The organism is Streptomyces wuyuanensis (assembly GCF_900103455.1).
In the GTDB taxonomy this organism is placed as follows: Bacteria; Actinomycetota; Actinomycetes; order Streptomycetales; family Streptomycetaceae; genus Streptomyces; species Streptomyces wuyuanensis.
Genome location: NZ_FNHI01000002.1, coordinates 218,738 through 237,164, shown reverse-complemented (window position 1 = coordinate 237,164; position 18,427 = coordinate 218,738). Strand labels below are relative to the sequence as shown.

General features: G+C 71.9%; 18 protein-coding genes. 8 read left to right on the top strand and 10 right to left on the bottom strand.

Annotation, left to right across the window (positions count from 1 at the left end; all coding sequences use genetic code 11):
• Window positions 1-86 precede the first annotated feature (86 nt).
• Genes BLT82_RS04195 through BLT82_RS04185 form a run of 3 tightly spaced genes read left to right on the top strand, consistent with a single transcriptional unit; the run spans window position 87 to window position 3,624 of the window.
• A complete protein-coding gene (locus tag BLT82_RS04195; RefSeq protein WP_093652430.1) occupies window positions 87-611 on the top strand; it encodes a PadR family transcriptional regulator in 525 nt (174 codons plus the stop codon).
• Window positions 608-1,294 carry an ABC transporter ATP-binding protein gene (locus BLT82_RS04190; RefSeq protein ID WP_093652429.1) on the top strand — a complete coding sequence of 229 codons (687 nt, stop codon included), beginning with the start codon at window positions 608-610 and terminating at the stop codon, window positions 1,292-1,294. The genes BLT82_RS04195 and BLT82_RS04190 overlap by 4 nt, the downstream gene beginning before the upstream one ends.
• A 29-nt stretch (window positions 1,295-1,323) precedes the next feature.
• Window positions 1,324-3,624, top strand: a complete 2,301-nt coding sequence (locus BLT82_RS04185; protein WP_093652679.1) for an FtsX-like permease family protein — start codon at window positions 1,324-1,326, stop codon at window positions 3,622-3,624.
• Here the strand turns inward: BLT82_RS04185 and BLT82_RS04180 are convergent.
• On the bottom strand, window positions 3,569-4,576 hold the full coding sequence (locus BLT82_RS04180) for a hydrogen peroxide-inducible genes activator (protein WP_093652678.1): 1,008 nt from the start codon (window positions 4,574-4,576) through the stop codon (window positions 3,569-3,571). The genes BLT82_RS04185 and BLT82_RS04180 overlap by 56 nt on opposite strands.
• 138 nt (window positions 4,577-4,714) lie before the next feature.
• On the opposite strand from BLT82_RS04180, the gene BLT82_RS04175 reads away from it, so the two are divergent.
• Entirely contained in the window at window positions 4,715-5,269 is a 555-nt protein-coding gene (locus BLT82_RS04175; protein ID WP_093652428.1) for a peroxiredoxin, read from the top strand.
• A 2-nt stretch (window positions 5,270-5,271) separates the two neighbouring features.
• The gene (locus BLT82_RS04170; protein WP_093652427.1) at window positions 5,272-5,808 is read left to right on the top strand and encodes an alkyl hydroperoxide reductase; all 537 of its coding nucleotides are present in this window, start codon (window positions 5,272-5,274) and stop codon (window positions 5,806-5,808) included.
• Between the two features lie 126 nt (window positions 5,809-5,934).
• On the opposite strand, the gene BLT82_RS04165 is transcribed toward BLT82_RS04170, so the two are convergent.
• The 5 genes from BLT82_RS04165 to BLT82_RS04145 form a co-directional block, all read right to left on the bottom strand.
• The gene (locus tag BLT82_RS04165; RefSeq protein WP_093652426.1) at window positions 5,935-6,660 is read right to left on the bottom strand and encodes a hypothetical protein; all 726 of its coding nucleotides are present in this window, start codon (window positions 6,658-6,660) and stop codon (window positions 5,935-5,937) included.
• Window positions 6,657-8,018 carry an AI-2E family transporter gene (locus tag BLT82_RS04160; RefSeq protein WP_093652425.1) on the bottom strand — a complete coding sequence of 454 codons (1,362 nt, stop codon included), beginning with the start codon at window positions 8,016-8,018 and terminating at the stop codon, window positions 6,657-6,659. Before BLT82_RS04160 ends, BLT82_RS04165 begins: the two co-directional genes overlap by 4 nt.
• A 135-nt stretch (window positions 8,019-8,153) precedes the next feature.
• Complete coding sequence (locus BLT82_RS04155) at window positions 8,154-8,855, bottom strand: aggregation-promoting factor C-terminal-like domain-containing protein (protein ID WP_093652424.1); 702 nt, start codon at window positions 8,853-8,855, stop codon at window positions 8,154-8,156.
• A gap of 392 nt (window positions 8,856-9,247) precedes the next feature.
• Entirely contained in the window at window positions 9,248-10,570 is a 1,323-nt protein-coding gene (locus tag BLT82_RS04150) for a PhoH family protein (RefSeq protein ID WP_208867689.1), read from the bottom strand.
• 493 nt (window positions 10,571-11,063) lie between these two features.
• Window positions 11,064-11,825: an isoprenyl transferase gene (locus BLT82_RS04145; RefSeq protein WP_093652422.1), complete on the bottom strand. Its 762-nt coding sequence runs from the start codon at window positions 11,823-11,825 to the stop codon at window positions 11,064-11,066.
• Between the two features lie 111 nt (window positions 11,826-11,936).
• Here BLT82_RS04145 and mgrA point away from each other — a divergent pair, with 111 nt between their 5' ends.
• Window positions 11,937-12,974 carry an L-glyceraldehyde 3-phosphate reductase gene (gene mgrA / locus BLT82_RS04140; RefSeq protein WP_093652421.1) on the top strand — a complete coding sequence of 346 codons (1,038 nt, stop codon included), beginning with the start codon at window positions 11,937-11,939 and terminating at the stop codon, window positions 12,972-12,974.
• A gap of 445 nt (window positions 12,975-13,419) precedes the next feature.
• On the opposite strand, the gene BLT82_RS04135 is transcribed toward mgrA, so the two are convergent.
• Window positions 13,420-13,782, bottom strand: coding sequence for a winged helix-turn-helix transcriptional regulator (locus BLT82_RS04135; RefSeq protein WP_093652420.1), 363 nt, complete (start codon window positions 13,780-13,782; stop codon window positions 13,420-13,422).
• A gap of 106 nt (window positions 13,783-13,888) precedes the next feature.
• Between BLT82_RS04135 and BLT82_RS04130 the strand changes: the two genes are divergently transcribed.
• Window positions 13,889-15,067 carry a winged helix DNA-binding domain-containing protein gene (locus BLT82_RS04130; protein WP_093652419.1) on the top strand — a complete coding sequence of 393 codons (1,179 nt, stop codon included), beginning with the start codon at window positions 13,889-13,891 and terminating at the stop codon, window positions 15,065-15,067.
• 3 nt (window positions 15,068-15,070) lie between these two features.
• On the opposite strand, the gene BLT82_RS04125 is transcribed toward BLT82_RS04130, so the two are convergent.
• The 3 genes from BLT82_RS04125 to BLT82_RS04115 are packed head-to-tail and all read right to left on the bottom strand — an operon-like array spanning window position 15,071 to window position 17,951.
• Window positions 15,071-16,597 carry a DUF2079 domain-containing protein gene (locus BLT82_RS04125; RefSeq protein WP_404202868.1) on the bottom strand — a complete coding sequence of 509 codons (1,527 nt, stop codon included), beginning with the start codon at window positions 16,595-16,597 and terminating at the stop codon, window positions 15,071-15,073.
• 11 nt (window positions 16,598-16,608) lie between these two features.
• On the bottom strand, window positions 16,609-17,001 hold the full coding sequence (locus BLT82_RS04120; protein WP_093652418.1) for a cupin domain-containing protein: 393 nt from the start codon (window positions 16,999-17,001) through the stop codon (window positions 16,609-16,611).
• A 50-nt stretch (window positions 17,002-17,051) separates the two neighbouring features.
• On the bottom strand, window positions 17,052-17,951 hold the full coding sequence (locus BLT82_RS04115; RefSeq protein WP_093652417.1) for a prepilin peptidase: 900 nt from the start codon (window positions 17,949-17,951) through the stop codon (window positions 17,052-17,054).
• Between the two features lie 103 nt (window positions 17,952-18,054).
• On the opposite strand from BLT82_RS04115, the gene BLT82_RS04110 reads away from it, so the two are divergent.
• Complete coding sequence (locus tag BLT82_RS04110) at window positions 18,055-18,426, top strand: DUF192 domain-containing protein (RefSeq protein ID WP_093652416.1); 372 nt, start codon at window positions 18,055-18,057, stop codon at window positions 18,424-18,426.
• The last annotated feature ends 1 nt before the right edge of the window (window position 18,427 follow it).

The following is an 18,427-nucleotide window of genomic DNA, read 5'->3' as shown; positions in this document are numbered from 1 at the left end:
TTCCGACCTGCGGGAACAGCCCCGCCGAAACGACTCTGCACCGTGCATATACACACGATGTATACGCACTGTGTAGAGTCCTCGGCATGTCCATCGGTCACACCCTCCTCGGGCTCCTGGAGTCCGGCCCGCGCCACGGCTACGACCTCAAGCGCGCGTTCGACGAGAAGTTCGGTCACGACCGGCCGCTGCACTACGGCCAGGTCTACTCGACGATGTCCCGGCTGCTGAAGAACGGCCTGGTCGAGGTCGACGGCATCGAGGCCGGCGGCGGCCCCGAGCGCAAGCGGTACGCGATCACCGAGGCGGGCGTCACCGATGTCGCCCGGTGGCTCGCCACTCCCGAGAAGCCGGAGCCGTACCTCCAGTCGACCCTCTTCACCAAGGTCGTCCTCGCGCTGCTCACCGGCCGCAGCGCCGCCGAACTGCTCGACACCCAGCGTTCGGAGCATCTGCGGATGATGCGCGTCCTCACCGAGCGCAAGCGCCACGGCGACCTCGCCGACCAGCTCATCTGCGACCACGCGCTGTTCCACCTGGAGGCTGACCTGCGCTGGCTCGAGCTCGCCGCCGCCCGGCTCGACACGCTCGCCCGGGAGGTCACCGCATGAACCCCGCCGGCCCCCTGCTCGCCGCGCGCGGCCTCCACAAGACGTACGGCCACACCAAAGCCCTCGACGGCGCCGAGTTCTCCATCCGCCCCGGCGAGGTCGTCGCCGTGATGGGCCCCTCCGGATCCGGCAAGTCGACCCTGCTGCACTGCCTCGCCGGAATCGTCACCCCGGACGCCGGCAGCATCGACTACCAGGGCCGCGAACTGTCGGCGATGAACGACGCCGAGCGCAGCGCGCTGCGCCGTGGGGAGTTCGGCTTCATCTTCCAGTTCGGCCAGCTCGTACCCGAGTTGACCTGCGTGGAGAACGTCGCCCTGCCCTTGCGGCTGAACGGCGCCCGGCGCAGGGACGCCGAGCGCACCGCCCTGGAGTGGATGGAGCGCGTCGAGGTCGACGACCTCGCGTCCAAGCGCCCGGGTGAGGTCTCCGGCGGTCAGGGGCAGCGGGTCGCCGTGGCCCGCTCCCTCGTGACCGGCCCTCGGGTGCTCTTCGCTGACGAGCCGACCGGTGCGCTGGACTCCCTCAACGGCGAGCGGGTGATGCAGCTGCTCACCGACGCCGCCCGGTCCACCGACGCCGCCGTCGTCCTCGTCACCCACGAGGCCCGCGTCGCCGCCTACTCCGACCGGGAGATCGTCGTACGCGACGGAAGGTGCCGGGACATGGAGCACGCGCTGTGAGCCCCGGGCCCCGGACCCGCGATCTGCTCATGGGCGTCAGGTTCGCGCTGAGCGGCGGCCGCGAGGGCTGGACCCGCACGCTGCTCACGGGCGTCGGCGTCGGGCTCGGCGTGGCGCTCCTGCTGGTGACGACCGCGATCCCGAGCGCGCTGGCCGCACGGGACGCGCGTGCCTCCGCCCGCAGTGAGCACACGGCGCCGACCGCCGAGCAGCCCGGCCGCGACACCCTGCTCATCGGCGAGGCGGACACCCGCTTCCGCGCCGACGAGGTCCACGGCCGCCTCCTCAAGCCGGAGGGGCCCGACGCCCCGCTACCGCCCGGCCTGGAGAGCTTCCCCGCCGACGGCGAGATGGCCGTCTCGCCGTCGCTCGACGCCCTGCTGAAGTCGGAGGACGGCGCGCTCCTGCGCGAGCGCCTGGATCAGCGGATCACGGCGGTCATCGGCGACGAGGGGCTGATCGGGCCCGGCGAACTCGCCTACTACGCGGGCGACGACCGGCTGAGGCAGCTGGGCGGGAAGGTCCCGCGCGTCACGGGGTTCGACAACTCCGCCGAACCGGAACCGCTGGACCCCGTCCTCACCCTGCTCATCCTGCTGGTGTTCGTCGCCCTGCTGATGCCGGTGGCCGTCTTCATCGCGACCGCGGTGCGCTTCGGCGGCGAGCGGCGCGACCGGCGGCTCGCCGCCCTGCGGCTCGTCGGGGCCGACGCCCGGTCGGTCCGCCGGATCGCGGCCGGGGAGGCGATGGCCGGGTCCGTGTTCGGCCTGGTGCTCGGCGCCGGGTTCTTCCTGGCGGTCCGCCAGTCGGCGGCCGGGGTGAACCTGTTCCGGCTGAGCGTCTTCCCCGGCGACCTCGACCCCGCTCCCTGGCTCGCGGTGCTCGTGGCGCTGGCGGTGCCGGCCGCGGCGGTCGCGGTGACGCTGTTCGCGCTGCGCGGTGTCGTCATCGAGCCGTTGGGCGTGGTGCGTACGGCGCGGCCCGCGCGCCGGCGCGTGGTCTGGCGGCTGCTGCCGCCGCTGGCGGGTGTCGCCCTGCTCTACCCGATGATCGGTCAGGGCGACGAAGGCGGCGAATTCAGCCAGTGGCAGGTCATCGGCGGCGTGGTGCTGCTGCTGATCGGCATCACGGCCCTGCTGCCGTGGCTGGTGGAGGCGGTCGTCTCCCGCCTTGGCACCGGCGGGTCCGTCGCCTGGCAACTGGCCGTCCGGCGGCTGCAGATGAGCAGCGGCGCGGCGGCCCGGCTGGTGAACGGCATCGCCGTGGCCGTCGCCGGAGCCATCGCGCTGCAGATGCTCTTCGCCGGCGTGGAGGGCTCGTACACCAGGAACACCGGAGCCGACCCGACCCGGGCGGCGATCATGGCCATGATCCCGAGCGGCAGCGACGCCGCCGGCCGCACCGAGGCCGTGGCCCGGCAGATCGACCAGGCCGAAGGCGTCACCAGGGCGACCGCACTGACCGGCACCGAGCTCGCCACCACGACGGGCGACCCGCAGCGGACGGCCATGCTCACCATCGGCAGCTGTGCGGCACTGCGCGAGGTGGCGGTGCTCCCCTCCTGCAAGGACGGCGACACCTTCGTCCTGGACGGCGGTGACGACCCGGCCGGGGCCGAGGAGATCGCGAAGCCCGGCCGGAAGCTGTACGCGGGCGCCGTCTACGGCGACGACACCGCCGAAGCGGTCCGGTGGATGCTTCCCGCCGACACCCGGCGCGTGGCCGCCCGCCCCGACCCGAACGGCGAAAAGCGCTCGGGCGTGCTCGCGACGAACGGCGCCGCCCCGCGGAATCTCGGCTCCTCCGGGCACGCCTCGGTCTACATCCAGCTGGACCCGTCGGTGCCGGACGCCGTGGAGCACGCGCGTACGGCCGTCCTCAAGGCGGATCCGGCGATCACCCCGTTCCATCTCCAGGACACGGAGCAGTCCGGTCGTTTCGTCTCGATCCGGACCGGACTCCTCCTCGGCGCCTCGTGCGTCCTGCTGCTGATCGGCGCCAGCCTGCTGGTCTCCCAGCTGGAGCAGCTGCGCGAGCGCAAGAAGCTGCTCTCGGCCCTCGTCGCCTTCGGCACGCGCCGCTCGACGCTGAGCGTCTCGGTCCTGTGGCAGACGGCGGTCCCGATCGCCCTCGGCCTCGGTCTGGCGATGGCCGTCGGCGTGGGCCTGGGCGTCGTCCTGCTGAAGATGGTGGCGGCCCCCGTCGCCGTCGACTGGACCGCGGTCGCGTCCATGACGGGCGTCGGCGCCGGCGTCGTGCTCCTGGTGGCGGTCCTCAGCCTGCCGCCGCTGCTTCGGCTGATGCGGCCGGAAGGACTGCGGACGGAGTGAGCCCCCCGTCGTGGAGCACGCGTACCGGGAGGTCTCCCAGGGCCTCCCGGAGCGCGCCCGCGAACTGCTGGAACTCGCCCTGGCGGGCCGCGCCCGTGCGCATCGCCAGGGCGACCCGGCGGGCGGGGGCCGGGTCCGCGAAGTAGCCGGTGGCCAGGGCCGGGTTACGGCCGGTCTCGACCTGGACGGCGGTACGCGGGAGGAGGGTGACGCCCAGTCCGCCCGCGACCAGCTGGACCAGGGTGGACAGCCCGGCCGCGGTGGTGGTGACCGGCGCTCCCTCGGTGCGGCCCGCCTCCCGGCAGATGTCGAGGGCCTGGTCGCGCAGGCAGTGGCCCTCGTCGAGCAGCAGCAGCGGGAGTTCCCTGAGGGCTTCGCGCGGAATGTCCTGGCGGCCGCCGAGCCAGTGGTCGTCGTACGTCACCAGCACGAAGTCCTCGTCGAACAGCGGCAGTTCCGTCACCCCGGGCACCCCGAGGGGGACCGCCAGGAGCAGCAGGTCGAGGCGGCCCGCGGCCAGCCCCTCCAGCAGCGACGACGTCTGCTCCTCGTGGACCTGGAGGTCCAGATCCGGATAGCGCTCGTGGACCAGCCGCAGCACGCTCGGCAGCAGGTACGGGGCGACGGTCGGGATCACGCCGAGCCGCAGCACCCCGGTGAACGGCGCCCGTACCGCCTCGGCCTCCTCCAGCAGTTCGCCGACGGCGTCGAGGACCGCCCTGGCCCGGACGGCGAGCCGCTCACCGGCGGGCGACAGGAGGACCTTGCGCGTCGTACGCTCCAGCAGCTGGACACCCAGTGCCTCCTCCAGCGCGGACACGGCCCCGGACAGCGCCGGCTGACTCATCCCGATTGCGGCGGCCGCGTCCCGGAAGTGCAGATGTTCGGAGACGGCCGCGAAGGCTCGAAGCTGAGCCAGACTGGGCTGTTTGCCCCGATTCGCCACATTCATCGCCACCACTGATAAGCACCTCCGATCACGGCGAGCCAGTCTAGCTATTTCTTTGATCAATGCACTCTGTGCCAGGGTGGAGATCCGTCCAACCCCCCGGAGGCCCTCACGAGGGGCGTCCTGTTGCAAGGAGAGCGTGTGCTCACTGTCGGTGACCAGTTCCCCACCTTCGAGCTGACCGCCTGCGTCTCGCTGGAGAGCGGCAAGGAGTTCGAGCAGATCACCCACAAGTCCTACGAGGGCAAGTGGAAGGTCGTCTTCGCGTGGCCCAAGGACTTCACCTTCGTCTGCCCGACCGAGATCGCCGCGTTCGGCAAGCTGAACGACGAGTTCGCCGACCGTGACGCCCAGATCCTCGGCTTCTCCGGCGACTCCGAGTTCGTCCACCACGCCTGGCGCAAGGACCACGCCGACCTGCGTGACCTGCCCTTCCCGATGATGGCCGACAGCCGGCACGAGCTGATGCGCGACCTCGGCATCGAGGGCGAGGACGGCTTCGCCCAGCGCGCCGTCTTCATCGTCGACCCGAACAACGAGATCCAGTTCACGATGGTGACCGCCGGCTCCGTCGGCCGTAACCCCAAGGAGGTCCTGCGGGTCCTCGACGCCCTGCAGACCGACGAGCTCTGCCCCTGCAACTGGACCAAGGGCGAGAACACCCTCGACCCGGTCAAGCTGCTGGCCGGTGAGTGAGCATGGCGCTCGATGAGCTGAAGTCCGCCCTGCCGGACTACGCCAAGGACCTGAAGCTGAACCTCGGTTCGGTGATCGGCAACAGCGACCTCCCGCAGCAGCAGCTGTGGGGCACGGTCCTGGCCTGCGCGATCGCCTCCCGCTCGCCGATCGTGCTGCGCGAGCTGGAGCCCGAGGCCAAGGCCAACCTGTCGGACGAGGCGTACACCGCCGCCAAGTCGGCCGCCGCGATCATGGCGATGAACAACGTCTTCTACCGGACCCGGCACCTGCTGTCGGACCCCGAGTACGGGACGCTGCGCGCCGGTCTGCGGATGAACGTCATCGGCAACCCCGGTGTCGAGAAGACCGACTTCGAGCTGTGGTCGCTGGCGGTCTCCGCGATCAACGGCTGCGGACAGTGCCTCGACTCGCACGAGCAGGTGCTCCGCAAGGCCGGCGTCGAGCGCGACGTCGTCCAGGAGGCCTTCAAGATCGCCTCGGTGATCCAGGCCGTCGGCACGACGCTGGACGCCGAGGCCGTTCTGGCCGAGCAGTGAGACGTCCCGGCCGTCCGGCCGGGTCGTGACGAGGGCGCCCCGCCCGGCATGCAGCCGGGCGGGGCGCCCTCGCCGTACGCGGGGAAACACGCCGGTCGACGCCGGCCGCCCGCACAGCGGCTCGTGTCACGCGGGCTGTTTGAGCCTGGCCATCAGCCGCCTCGTGTCCTCGATCACGTGGTCCTCGAGCGCCATCAGCGCCTCGGGGTCCGGGAGGAGCACCTCGTCGCCGTCGTCGCCGGCCGGTACGAAGGGGGCGGAGACGGCCACCTCCAGCTCGGCCGGGCCGTCGAGCACGGACAACTCCATCCTCGGAAACGCCTCCGTGGGCACCACGAGATGCGCACGCTCGCCGATGCCGTCGGTCCGCTCGATGGTGCGGCCGTCGCCGTCGGGCGCGTACGGGCGCCTCAGCGCGTCGAACTCCACCCCCGGGTCGGTCTCCTTGTGCAGCAGGTACGACACCGTGACGTGGTAGGCGTCGTCCTTCCCCCGTCCGTCGAGCTCGAAGCTGCAGTGCGCGCGGTCGAGCGCGGGCTGCTCGTCGACCGACGCAGTGGCGCCCTTCCGTACGCCGAGTGCTCCGCCGAGGACCGTGAACCGGGCGTCCAGGCACAGATTCCGGCTCACGCGGTAGCCCTGCAGGTCGGTGGCGCGGTTCGCGTACGCATGCAGACCGCCGGCCCACACCGCGGAGGCGGCCACCGCGCCGCCGAGCGCCCACAGCCACGGGCGCCGGGACGGCGCGGTTCGCCGCCCGTCCCCGGACGGGTCCGCCCCGCCGGCCACCGTGTCACCCGCGCGGGGGGCCGGAACGCCGGCCCCGCCGAGCAGTTCGGGCTCGGATATCACGAGCGCTCCTCGCCCTCCGGGGGCGAGGACTCGGACTTCGGTGCGGGCGGGGCCGGGGTCGGCGCCAGGTCCACCACCGTCGCCCCGTGCGGAGCGGGGCCGATCCGGCTGACCTGCCCCCGGCCGTACGCACGGAGGTAGGTGACCACCGTGTTCGTCACCGCCACCAACGGCACCGCGACCACCGCGCCGCCGATACCCGCCGTCAGACCGCCCGTGGCGACCGCGAGCACGACGGCCAGCGGATGGACGCGGACGGCGCGGCCGAGGATGAACGGCTGCAGCACGTGCCCCTCGATCTGCTGCACGGCGAGCACCACCAGCAGCACCATGAGGGCGGTGAACACGCCCTGGGTGACCAGCGCGACGACGACGGCGAGGGCGCCCGAGACAACCGCACCCACGAGAGGGATGAAGGAGAACAGGAAGATGAAGACGGCGAGCGGAACGGCCAGCGGCACGTCGAGGAAGTAGATGCCCAGGCCGATGAAGATCGCGTCGATGAGGGCGACCACGACCGTGCCCCGCACGTACGCCGTCAGCGTCCGCCAGGCACGGGGGCCGGCGCCGGCGACACCGGGGCGGGCCGCCGAGGGCACCAGCTTCAGGGACCACTGCCAGATCCGCTTGCCGTCGTAGAGCAGGAAGAGGGTCGAGAACAGCGCCAGCAGCATCCCGGTGAGGATCTCCACCATCACGCTCACGCCCTCGAGACCGGCGGAGGTGATCTCCTGCGTGTTGGTGCCGATGGTGTCCTGGAGGTTCTTGGCGATGTCGTTGATCTGGCGCTCGGTCACGTGGAACGGGCTGTTGAGCAGCCAGCGCTTGAGCTCCTCGATACCGTCCTTGACCCGGTCGGCGACGTTGTCGAGGTTGTCCAGCACCTGCCAGACGACGAACCAGCCGACGAGTCCGATCACGACGAAGCCCAGGATCGCCGTGAGGGCAGTGGCGAGCCCGCGCGGCAGCCCGACCCTCCTCAGCCGGGCCACCGTCGGCTGGAGCAGGGCGGTGACCAACAGGGCGGCGACGAAGGCGAGCACGACGAGCTGGACCGCGCTGATGACCCGCATCAGCACCCAGAGCGTCCCGGCCAGGATCAGCAGCCGCCAGCCGGCCTCGGCAGCGACCCTCATCCCCCAGGGGATGGCCTCGGCCGGGTGCGGCCGCGCGGGAACCTCGGGGGCGTACGCGGGAGGAGGCGGGACGTGGTCGGGCGGCACGGTGCCCGGATCCCCGTCACCCGCGCCGTTTCCGTTGTCCCCGGCCGCCGCGGCGGCCCGGCGCTCCTCCAACCGTGCCCCGAGCCGGGACAGTCCGGCCCCCAGCCGGTCCAGCCACGCTGGCGTCTTCGACATCTCGTGCTTCCCTCTCCCCCAAGGTCCGTCCCGACCGTACACGCACCGAGCCCCCCACCGTCGGACGGTGAGGGGCTCAGCGGAGTCGAGCAGCCGGAACACCCGGGTATCCGGGGCCCGGTCGGTACCGGTTGCCTAGTACCAGTTGTTGGCCTGCCAGAACGACCAGGCGCCGCAGGGGCTGCCGTAGCGGTCGTTCATGTAGTTGAGGCCCCACTTGATCTGGGTGGCGGGGTTCGTCTGCCAGTCCGCGCCGGCGGACGCCATCTTGGAGCCCGGCAGCGCCTGCACGAGACCGTAGGCGCCCGAGGACGGGTTCTGGGCCCGGTAGTTCCAGCTGGACTCGTGGTCCACGATGTTGCTGAAGCACTGGAACTGGTCGCCGGGGACCATCTGGCGGGCGATCGCCTGGACCTCGGAGATGCTGTACGAGGACTGCGCCGCGAAGCTCGAGGCGTCGCGGACGGCGGACCGGCTGGCGCGCTCCTCGGCCTCCTTGGCCTCGGCCTCGCGCTGGGCCTTCTCCTCGGCCGCTTCCTTCTTCGCCTCGGCGTCCTTGGCGGCCTGGAGGCGGGCCGCCTCCTCGGCGGACTTCCTCGCGGCCGCGTCGGCCGCCGCCGCCTGGGCGTCGGCCTGCTGGGTCAGGGATGCGACCTGAACCTGGGCCTGCTCACCGACGGGGATGTCTGCGAGGAGCGTCGCGTCTGCCGCGGTCGTCTCCAGGTTGTCGCCGTTCGCGGGCACGGTGTTGCCCGAGGCAACACCCACGACAGCGCCGACAGTGGTGACTGCGGTGGCGGACGCCACTGCGAATCCCCGGACCGAGATCCGGCTCACACGGTTTCCTTCCAGCAACGCCCGCACAGGTGACCTCGCGGGCGCAATCGTGCCCCTGGCACTGGCACTCCCTCTTGCTAGGTCACGGGAGGCACGGGCCCGGTGGGCGCTCCCCTGCGGGAGTGCCGCGTGGTGCTCGGGCGGCATACGGCGGCGTCTGTGGAGTTGTGTGGTGCCGCACCCCTGAGGGTGCAGGTGTGCCGTATGCGGGGCCTGACGGAAACCAGACTCTGCCGGAAGCCGATGCCGCAAGGCAATTCATGGCTGCGTGTGAAAGCTCACACCTCGTTTGTCCCAGGAGTTTTATGGAAAGGGCGGCGCAGCGCGACGCCGCCCGGCTAAGCTCCTTCGCTTCGCCGGGCGGCGTCAACTCCCAAGCCGGGCAGGTCCCGTCAGATCGGCCCGTCCTCCAGCATTTCGGTCACCAGCGCGGCGATCTGCGAGCGCTCGGACCGGGTGAGCGTGACATGCGCGAAGAGCGGATGGCCCTTCAGCTTCTCCACGACGGCGACGACCCCGTCGTACCGGCCGACACGCAGATTGTCCCTTTGCGCCACGTCATGGGTCAGAACGACCCGCGAGTTGGCCCCGATACGGGACAGAACGGTCAGGAGGACGTTCCGTTCCAGGGACTGGGCCTCGTCGACGATGACGAACGCGTCGTGCAGGGAGCGCCCGCGGATGTGGGTCAGCGGCAGCACCTCGAGCATGCCCCGGCCGAGGACCTCCTCGATGACCTCACGGCCGGCGACCGCGGAGAGCGTGTCGAAGACCGCCTGCGCCCAGGGGCTCATCTTCTCGGCCTCGGTGCCCGGCAGATAGCCCAGCTCCTGCCCGCCCACCGCGTAGAGCGGCCGGAAGACCATCACCTTCTGGTGCTGCCGGCGCTCCAGTACGGCCTCCAGCCCGGCGCAGAGCGCGAGCGCGGACTTGCCGGTGCCCGCCCGGCCGCCCATGGAGACGATGCCGACGTCCGGGTCGAGCAGCAGATCGAGAGCGATGCGCTGTTCGGCACTGCGGCCGTGGATGCCGAAGGCCTCGCGGTCGCCGCGAACCAGCCGGACGTTCCCGTCGGAGGTGACCCGGCCGAGGGCCTTGCCCCGCTCCGACTGGAGGACGAGCCCGGTGTGGACGGGCAGGTCGGACGCCTCCGGAACGTGGAGATGCTCCTCCTCGAAGAGAATGTCCACCTGCTCCGCGGACAGGGCCAGTTCGGACATTCCGGTCCAACCGGAATCCGTGACCGCGAGCTCCGCACGGTACTCCTCGGCGAGCAGGCCGACGGAGGACGCCTTGATGCGCAGCGGCAGGTCCTTGGACACGACGGTGACGTCGTACCCCTCTGCCTGGAGGTTCCGTGCCACCGCGAGGATCCGTGAGTCGTTGTCACCCAGCCGGTAGCCGGCTGGAAGCACCCCGGGGTCCGAGTGGTTGAGCTCGACGCGCACCGTGCCGCCGAGCTCGCCCATCGGGATGGGTGCGTCCAGGCGGCCGTACCGGACCCGGTAGTCGTCGAGCAGACGCAGCGCCTGCCGGGCGAAGTAACCGAGCTCCGGATGGTGCCTTTTGGCCTCCAGCTCCGTCACGACGACGATCGGCAGCACGACCTCGTGCTCGTCGAAGCGGGTGACGGCGTTGGGATCGGCCAGCAGGACGCTGGTGTCGAGAACGTAGGTGCGCCTGTCGGACATGCGGCGCTTTGTACTGTTCACCACGGAAGGACGTACCCCCTCGGCTGAGATCGGGGTGCGACGGCGTCGCGGGCTTGGGGTCTCCCCGCCGAACGGCAGGGGACCGGACCGGTCTCCGGCCACGATGCACGGGCCGGGCACCGGCCCTCCGTTCCTTCCGTGCTGGCTGCACGGTCGTCCTGGCGCAAAGGGCCTCCCGGGCGCGCGGCTCGGTGCCGCGCGCTGTAGAACGGCATCCGGAACGGGTGTCCGGATGTCGACCTGTCAGGGATATTCCCTCGAACAAGCGAGGCCATGCCATGGCATATGACGACGCGTCGATGAACACGCGGTGACCACGCCCGGGACCGCGCCCGCGTGCGCCCCCGCTTCCACCCGACCGGCCCCTTGTGCTTACGCCGAACGTGCGACCGGTCGTCAAGATCCCGCCACCCGGATCCCGGTACGCCCACCGTGCGGGCGCCCTCCCCCTCGAACGGGGACGGCCCCGACCGGGAACCGGTGGGGCCGCCCGCCGTCAGGATCCGTAGCGCCGGTGGCGTGCCGCGTAGTCGCGGAGCGCGCGGAGGAAGTCGACCTTGCGGAAGGCCGGCCAGAAGACCTCGCAGAAGTAGTACTCGGAGTGCGCGCTCTGCCAGAGCATGAAGCCCGACAGCCGCTGCTCGCCGCTCGTACGGATCACCAGGTCGGGGTCGGGTTGGCCGCGCGTGTAGAGGTGGGACGCGATCATGTCGGTGTCGACGATCTCCGCGAGCTCCTCGAAGGTCGTCCCCTTGGCGGCGTGCTCGTTCAGCAGGGAGCGCACCGCGTCCGCGATCTCCTGGCGGCCTCCGTAGCCGACCGCGACGTTGACGAGTATCCCGTCGATGCCGTCCGTCGACTGCTCCGCCTCCTTGAGCACCGACTGGGTCCTCGCGGGAAGCAGGTCCATCGTCCCCACGTGGTGCACCCGCCACCGGCCGTCGGCGGCCAGGTTGCGCACGGTGTTCTCGATGATGCCGAGAAGCGGGCGCAGCTCCTCCTCCGGACGGTCGAAGTTGTCCGTGGACAGCATCCAGAGCGTGACCACCTCGACGTCGGTCTCGGCGCACCAGCTCAGCAGCTCGGAGATCTTCTCCGCCCCGGCCTGGTGTCCCTCCGCGGCCGTGCCGCCCGACGCCTTCGCCCAGCGGCGGTTGCCGTCCAGGATGACGCCGATGTGCTTGGGCACCTGGGCGTGGTCGAGGCGGCCCTCCACCCGGCGTGCGTAGAGCCCGTACACCAGGTCGCGCAGGTTCACAGTCCTTAACCCCTCCGTGCTGTGGCTGACCCCCGACGCCCGTCACACTACTGCGGAGCGGCCACACCTACCCAACCCGGTCTGTCACAAGTCCGTGATAGGGAGGGAAGCGTGAACGATTCCCCCTATTACCGTGCAGCCGAGAGCCGCTACGACTCGATGGAGTACCGCCGCACCGGCCGCAGCGGGCTCAAGCTGCCCGCGATCTCCCTCGGTCTCTGGCACAACTTCGGCGACGACCGCACGCTCGCCTCGCAGCGGGCGATCCTGCGCCGCGCCTTCGATCTCGGGGTGACCCACTTCGACCTGGCGAACAACTACGGGCCGCCCCCCGGGTCCGCCGAGCTGAACTTCGGCAAGATCTTCGCCCAGGACTTCGCCCCGTACCGGGACGAGCTCGTCGTCTCCACCAAGGCCGGCTATCTGATGCACCCCGGCCCCTACGGCGAGTGGGGCTCCCGCAAGTACCTGATGTCGTCGCTGGACGCGTCCCTGAAGCGGATGGGTCTGAACTACGTCGACATCTTCTACTCGCACCGCTTCGACCCGCACACCCCGCTGGAGGAGACGATGGGCGCCCTGGCGTCCGCCGTCCGGCAGGGCAAGGCGCTCTACGTGGGCGTGTCCTCCTACAACGCCGAGCAGACCGCCGAGGCGGCCCGGCTGCTGAAGGAGATGGGCGTCCCGGCGCTCATCCACCAGCCGTCCTACTCGATGATCAACCGCTGGATCGAGGACGACGGGCTCCTCGACACCCTGGAGGCGGCCGGCATGGGCTGCATCTCCTTCGTGCCGCTCGCCCAGGGGCTCCTCACCGGCAAGTACCTCACCGGCATCCCGGAGGGCTCCCGGGCGACGCAGGGCAAGTCCCTCGACCCCGGCCTGCTCTCCGACGAGGTGCTGCGCCGGCTGCGGGGCCTGAACGAGATCGCCCAGCGGCGCGGCCAGTCGCTGGCCCAGCTGGCCCTCAGCTGGGTGCTGCGCGACGACCGGATGACGTCGGCGCTGATCGGCGCGAGCAGCGTCGGGCAGCTGGAGGAGAACGTGGCCGCGCTCCACGCGGCACCGCTCACCGACGAGGAGTTGAAGGAGATCGACGTCTTCGCCGTGGACACCGCGGGCACGAACATCTGGGCCGGTCGCAGCTGACCCTGTGCACTGGTCGCCCGCGGGCAACGAAAACGGGCCGGTCCGTGGGGGGGATACGGACCGGCCCGAGGGGGGGTTTCCACCATAACCCTTCGTGAGGGCGAACGCGTGCTGCGGCATGCCGTCACTACGCTCCGAAATCGGCGGAATGCGGTGCGGAGACGGAAAGTGCCAGGGCAGGGGTCCGGACCGGCGGCGGGGCCCGATCGGGGCCGTACTCCCCACGGGGGACCCGGCTCCCCGGGCGCCCGGTTGACGCCGCCCGGCGCGGGGCGACGACGGCGGACGGACGATCAGGGGCTCACCGGCGGGCCGACGGGCCCACGGGCCGACGGGCACGGGCTCACCGGCGGGCACGGACTCACCGGCGGGCCGACGGGCACGGACCGGCAGGTTTCCCCGGACCGGCCCGGTCTCCCCGCGGGACCCGGCCCGGTTTCCCGGATCAGGCGGGGCCGGTCCTCGGGTGCTCCCTGTTCCGCAGGATCTGGCTCATGAAGTCGTCCCCCCACTGGCCGAGCGGCAGCAGGGCGGTGTTCAGCGACTGCCCGAGCCCGGTGAGCGAGTACTCCACGCGCGGCGGGACCTCCCGGTAGACCTCGCGGTGGACGATCCCGTCGGCCTCCAGCTCCCGCAGCTGCTGGATCAGCATCTTCTCGCTCACCCCGGACACGTCCCGCCTGAGCTCGCCGAAGCGCCTGGTGCCCGCTTCGTGCAGGGCCCAGAGGATCAGGGGCTTCCATTTGCCGCCGACGACGTCCACCGCCGCGTCGAGACCGCAGCTGTAGGAGACCTTGCCCTTCGCCATCGCCAACTCCCCGGTCCGCAAAGCCGTTTCGGCACTTTCCGATGCGACAGTACTGCACCTCGAATGCGGACAGCCGGTGACCGCTACGGCCCCTAGGGTCGGTGCCATGACGACGCCCCGCCGTGTCACCTGGACCGAAGCCAACGCGCGCCGCATCGCACGGCAGCACCTCGCCGTACCCGCCCCCGCGAAGGAGTCATCCCCCGCCGCAGTCACCGGAGCCATGCTCGGCGCTCACGCCCAGGTGCTCTCCGCCGCCGAGCTCTCGGTCGCGCTGCGCCTGGAGGCCGCCACCCGGGCGACCGTGCGGGACGCGCTCCGGACGGACGGCACGCTCGTGAAGACGTACGGACCCCGCGGCACCGTCCATCTGCTGCCGTCGGCGGATCTGCCGCTGTGGACGGGGGCGCTCTCCGCGATCCCCGCCGGGGCCGACCCGATGCCGCCGGACGTCCGGATGACCGAGGAGCAGACGGAGGCGGTCCTGACCGCGATCGGCGAGGCCCTCGCGGACCGCGATCTGACCGTGGACGAGCTGACGGACGCGATCGTGGAGCGCACCGGCCCCTGGGCCGGGGACCGGGTCATGGACGCGTTCCAGGACAAGTGGCCGCGCTGGCGGCAGGTGACGCACCGGGCCGCGCACCGGGGCGTGCTCTGCTTCGGCCCCAACCGCGGCCGCAGGATCACCTACACGAATCCGCACCGGGTCCTGCCCGGGTTCACCCCGATCGACGGCGCCGCCGCGCACACCGAGCTCGTACGCCGGTATCTGCGCGCCTACGGTCCCGCCGCGCCCCGGCACTTCGCTCGGTGGCTGGCGGCACCGCGCGGCTGGGCGGGCGAGGTCTTCGCAGCGGCGGCGACGAGCGGGGAGATCGAGGAGGTCGTGTACGAGGGCGGGGCGGCCTGGGTGGTGACGGGCGACACGGACTTCCCCGCCGAACCTCCCGAGGGCGTGCGGCTGCTCCCCTACTTCGACGCGTTCGCCATCGCCTCCCAGCCGCGCGAGCTGCTGTTCCCCGGCCGCGCCTTCGAACGCGCCCTGGGCGGCGGTCAGGCGGGGAACCATCCCGTACTGCTCGTCGACGGCACCGTCGCCGGCGTCTGGCACCAGCGCCGTTCGGGCCGCCGGATCGCGGTCACGGTCGAGCCGATCGCCGGCGGCACCCTCTCGCCGCGCCGCCGAAGGGCACTGGAGGCACAGGTGGAACGGGTCGGCGAGGTACTCGAGGGGCGGGCGGAGCTGACGGTCGGGAAGGTGGCGGTGGGGCCGCACGCCTGAGCGTCAGCGGGTGCGCCTCAGCAGCGTGACGCCGTCGCTCGCGGCGACGAGTTCGTAGCCGTACGCCCGCTGCGCCGCGTCGAGTTCGGCCTGCTGCTGCTCCGGCGGGTACGGCCAGTGGCCCGTCTTGTACGGCCACGCCTCCGGCGCCTTGCCGTCGTGGATGATCCACTCAGCCGTGGGCCTGGGCAGCCGCTTCCTGTCGTACTCGTACAGATGCCCCTCGACCGGCCAGGTCGGGAACAGCACGACGTCGCACCGGGAGGTGAGCTGGGGGACGAGACGGTTGGAGGCCGCCACCGTCGCCCCGTCCGGGATCCGCTGGAGCAGCGCCCGGGCGGCCTCGATGTGCGGGGTCGTGCGCCAGGTGGCCCGCTGCGCCAGCTGGGCCAGCGGGAAGGACGGCAGCATCACCACCGTCACTGCCAGGACCGTGACCAGGGAGGCGCGGACATGGCGCGCCGCCAGCGGCTGGCCGGCCTGCCGGTAGCGGCCGAGGGCGTCGACGAGCCCGGCGAATACGACGGGCATCAGCACGGCGCTGTAGTGGAACGCGGTACCCCAGTGGAAGGCGTTCTCCGAGAGCATCCGCCAGGCGAGCGTCGGCACGGCGATCAGCGACAGCGGTGACCGCAGGGCAAGGAGCGCACTGGGGGCGAACACCAGCACGAGGGTCATGGCCTTGATGTCGGGGCGGAGCGCGTCGAGCGGCGCGAAGGCCATCGTGGCGAGGAGCGAGCCGTGCCCGTCGGTGAGGTTGCCCCCGTGCGCGTACCCGCCACCGGGGTTGAAGGCGGGCAGCAGCAGCTTGATCTCGATCGCACTGCCGATGAGCCCGGCCGCCGCCGTCGCGATCCCCAGCTTCCTGGGCCCCTTCCACGCGACGTACGCGCCGACGGCGGCGAGAGTCAGCCCCAGGTCCTCCTTGATCAGCAGCAGCGGCGCGGCCCAGGCGACGGCCCGGCCGTAGCGCCGCCGGCCGAGGGCTTCGAGGGCGAAGGCCAGGAGCGGTACGGCGAGGGCCACCTCGTGGAAGTCGAACGCGGCGGCGGAGGCGATGCCCCAACTCGCGCCGTAGCCGAAGGCGACGACGTGCGCGGCGCGGCGGCCGAGCGTGCGGACGGCCCAGCGGGCGAGCGGGACGACGGCGACGGCGAGGAGGGCGGACTGGGCCGTGAGCAGGCAGAGCGGGGACGGCCAGAGCCCGTAGAGCGGCGCGAGAGCGGCGATCAGCGGGTGGAAGTGGTCGCCGAGCAGATTGAAGCCGTCGCCGCGCAACGGGACGACGGGAGCCTCGAGTCGGGCGTAGGCGCGTACGGCCTGCTCGAAGATGCCGAGGTCGTAGCCCGTGGTGCGCAGGAGCTGGTGGCGGCGCACGGCGACGGTCGCGTAGAGCAGGAACAGGACCGCCGCCCAACCCCAGGGGAGGAGGGCGGCGGCGGGACCTTCCGCCGGCCGGGCGTCCGCGGAAACCGGAATCGGCTTCGTGCGCACACGCGAGACCGTTAGATTGTCAAAGAATGTCCGCATACATCCGCATGCTAGAGGGCGTGGCCCGTGGTGCTGTCCACATGACCTGGGATCTCCCCCTCGTGGCGGTCACCCGTGGACTTCGTGCCGGTCGGCTCGAACATCAGGATCGAGGCACCCGGCGACGACGGCTTGTGCTCGGTGCCCCTCGGCACCACGAACGTGTCCCCCTTGTGGAGCTCGACCGTCGTCTCGGCGCCTTCCGCGTCGCGCATCGCGATGTCGAAACGGCCTTCGAGGACGAGGAAGAACTCGTCGGTGTCCTCGTGGACGTGCCAGACGTGCTCTCCGGCGGTGTGCGCCACGCGCACGTCGTAGTCGTTCATCCGGGCCACGATGCGCGGGCTGTACACATCGTCGAAAGAGGCCAGCGCCTCGGTGAGGTTGACGGGTGTGATGTCCATGGCCCCAGTCTCCTCCCCGACGGCCCGATGTCTTCCGCGCGTTCGAGGCGTTAGAGGGCGAGCGCCCCCAGCAGCAGCCCGATCAGCGTGCCCGAGATCATGAACGGCCCGAACGGGATCGCCGTCCCGCGCCCCGCGCCGCGGAGGACGACGAGCCCGAGCCCGTACACCGCGCCCAGCAGGAACCCAGCGAAGGCGCCCACGAACAGCACCTCCCAGCCGTACCAGCCGAGCACGACACCGAGCGACAGCGCCAGCTTCACATCGCCGAAGCCCATTCCGTTCGGGTTGACGAGGAAGAGGACGAGGTACGCGCCACCGAGGACGGGCCCGCCGAGCAGTGCGGTCGGCCATGACCCGCCGGCCCCGGGGACCAGTGCCGCGGCGCCGAGCAGCACGGCCGCCGCGGCGGCCAGCGGCAGCGTCAACTGGTCCGGGAGCCGGTGGACATTCCGGTCGACGAGGGCGAGCAGGACGGCGAGGGGCGCGAGCAGCAGCCACACGGCCAGCTCCGGCCGGGGCCCGACGGCCGATGCGAGCGCGGCGCAGGCGAGGCCGGTGACCGCGGGGACGACGAAGGACGGGCGGTACGCGGCGGGCTCGCGGACGGCGTCGCCGCCGGTCTCGTCCGCACCGCCGTGCGCGTCCACGGTCTCCTGCGCGCCCGGCACTTCCCCGCCGGCGGGGACCTCCCGGGCGCCCGCCCCGGGCGCCCCGGCGGGCACGGGCTCGGGCGGCGCCGGGACGGGCGACACCGCGCAGTTCGCGCAGCGCGCGGTCCCCAGCCAGCCCCGCGCCGGCCCGGTGATCGGATGGCCGGCGGGACAGGAGCACCGCCACGCCTCCTCCGGCTCGACCGACATCCGGTAGGCGGGGCGCGGCACGAGCGCCCCGGCCGCGGCCCCCCACAGGGCGGCGGCGGCGATCAGCGTGACGTACGCGTACTCCACGGTCCGACCCTAGGACCGGGACGGCGCGGGGTCATGGGCCCACGGGCCCACTCTCCGGGATCCGGGGCCCATGAGCCCCCGACTCCGGCTACGGTCTTGGCCCATGGGCGGATGGCAGGACGGCAAGGGCACACTGACGGTCCCCGGCCGGGACGACCCGGTCGAGCTGCTGGTCGCCGCGTCGTACGGGGCGCGCTACCGCGGCCTGCTGGGACGCGACGGCCTGGACGGGGCGCTCATGCTGACGCCGTGCACGAGCGTGCACACCTTCCGGATGCGCTTCGCCATCGACGTGGCGTACCTCGACAGGGAACTGCGCGTCCTCGACGTCCGCACGATGCGCCCCGGGCGGCTCGGACTGCCGCGGCTGCGCAGCCGTCACGTTCTGGAGGCGGAGGCGGGGGCGATGGCGGAGTGGGGCGTACGGCCGGGGGTCCGGCTCGCGATCGGAGGGCCGCGGCGCGCGGCTCCCTGAC

Bases quoted from the DNA above. Each gene is read 5' to 3' on its own strand.
- BLT82_RS04160 (WP_093652425.1), bottom strand. From the start codon at position 8,018: ATGTCGAAGACGCCAGCGTGGCTGGACCGGCTGGGGGCCGGACTGTCC.
- BLT82_RS04135 (WP_093652420.1), bottom strand. From the start codon at position 13,782: ATGGCGAAGGGCAAGGTCTCCTACAGCTGCGGTCTCGACGCGGCGGTG.
- BLT82_RS04125 (WP_404202868.1), bottom strand. From the start codon at position 16,597: ATGCGGACATTCTTTGACAATCTAACGGTCTCGCGTGTGCGCACGAAG.
- BLT82_RS04170 (WP_093652427.1), top strand. From the start codon at position 5,272: ATGGCGCTCGATGAGCTGAAGTCCGCCCTGCCGGACTACGCCAAGGAC.
- BLT82_RS04180 (WP_093652678.1), bottom strand. From the start codon at position 4,576: ATGAATGTGGCGAATCGGGGCAAACAGCCCAGTCTGGCTCAGCTTCGA.
- BLT82_RS04190 (WP_093652429.1), top strand. From the start codon at position 608: ATGAACCCCGCCGGCCCCCTGCTCGCCGCGCGCGGCCTCCACAAGACG.
- BLT82_RS04185 (WP_093652679.1), top strand. From the start codon at position 1,324: ATGGGCGTCAGGTTCGCGCTGAGCGGCGGCCGCGAGGGCTGGACCCGC.
- BLT82_RS04130 (WP_093652419.1), top strand. From the start codon at position 13,889: ATGACGACGCCCCGCCGTGTCACCTGGACCGAAGCCAACGCGCGCCGC.
- BLT82_RS04195 (WP_093652430.1), top strand. From the start codon at position 87: ATGTCCATCGGTCACACCCTCCTCGGGCTCCTGGAGTCCGGCCCGCGC.
- BLT82_RS04120 (WP_093652418.1), bottom strand. From the start codon at position 17,001: ATGGACATCACACCCGTCAACCTCACCGAGGCGCTGGCCTCTTTCGAC.
- BLT82_RS04110 (WP_093652416.1), top strand. From the start codon at position 18,055: ATGGGCGGATGGCAGGACGGCAAGGGCACACTGACGGTCCCCGGCCGG.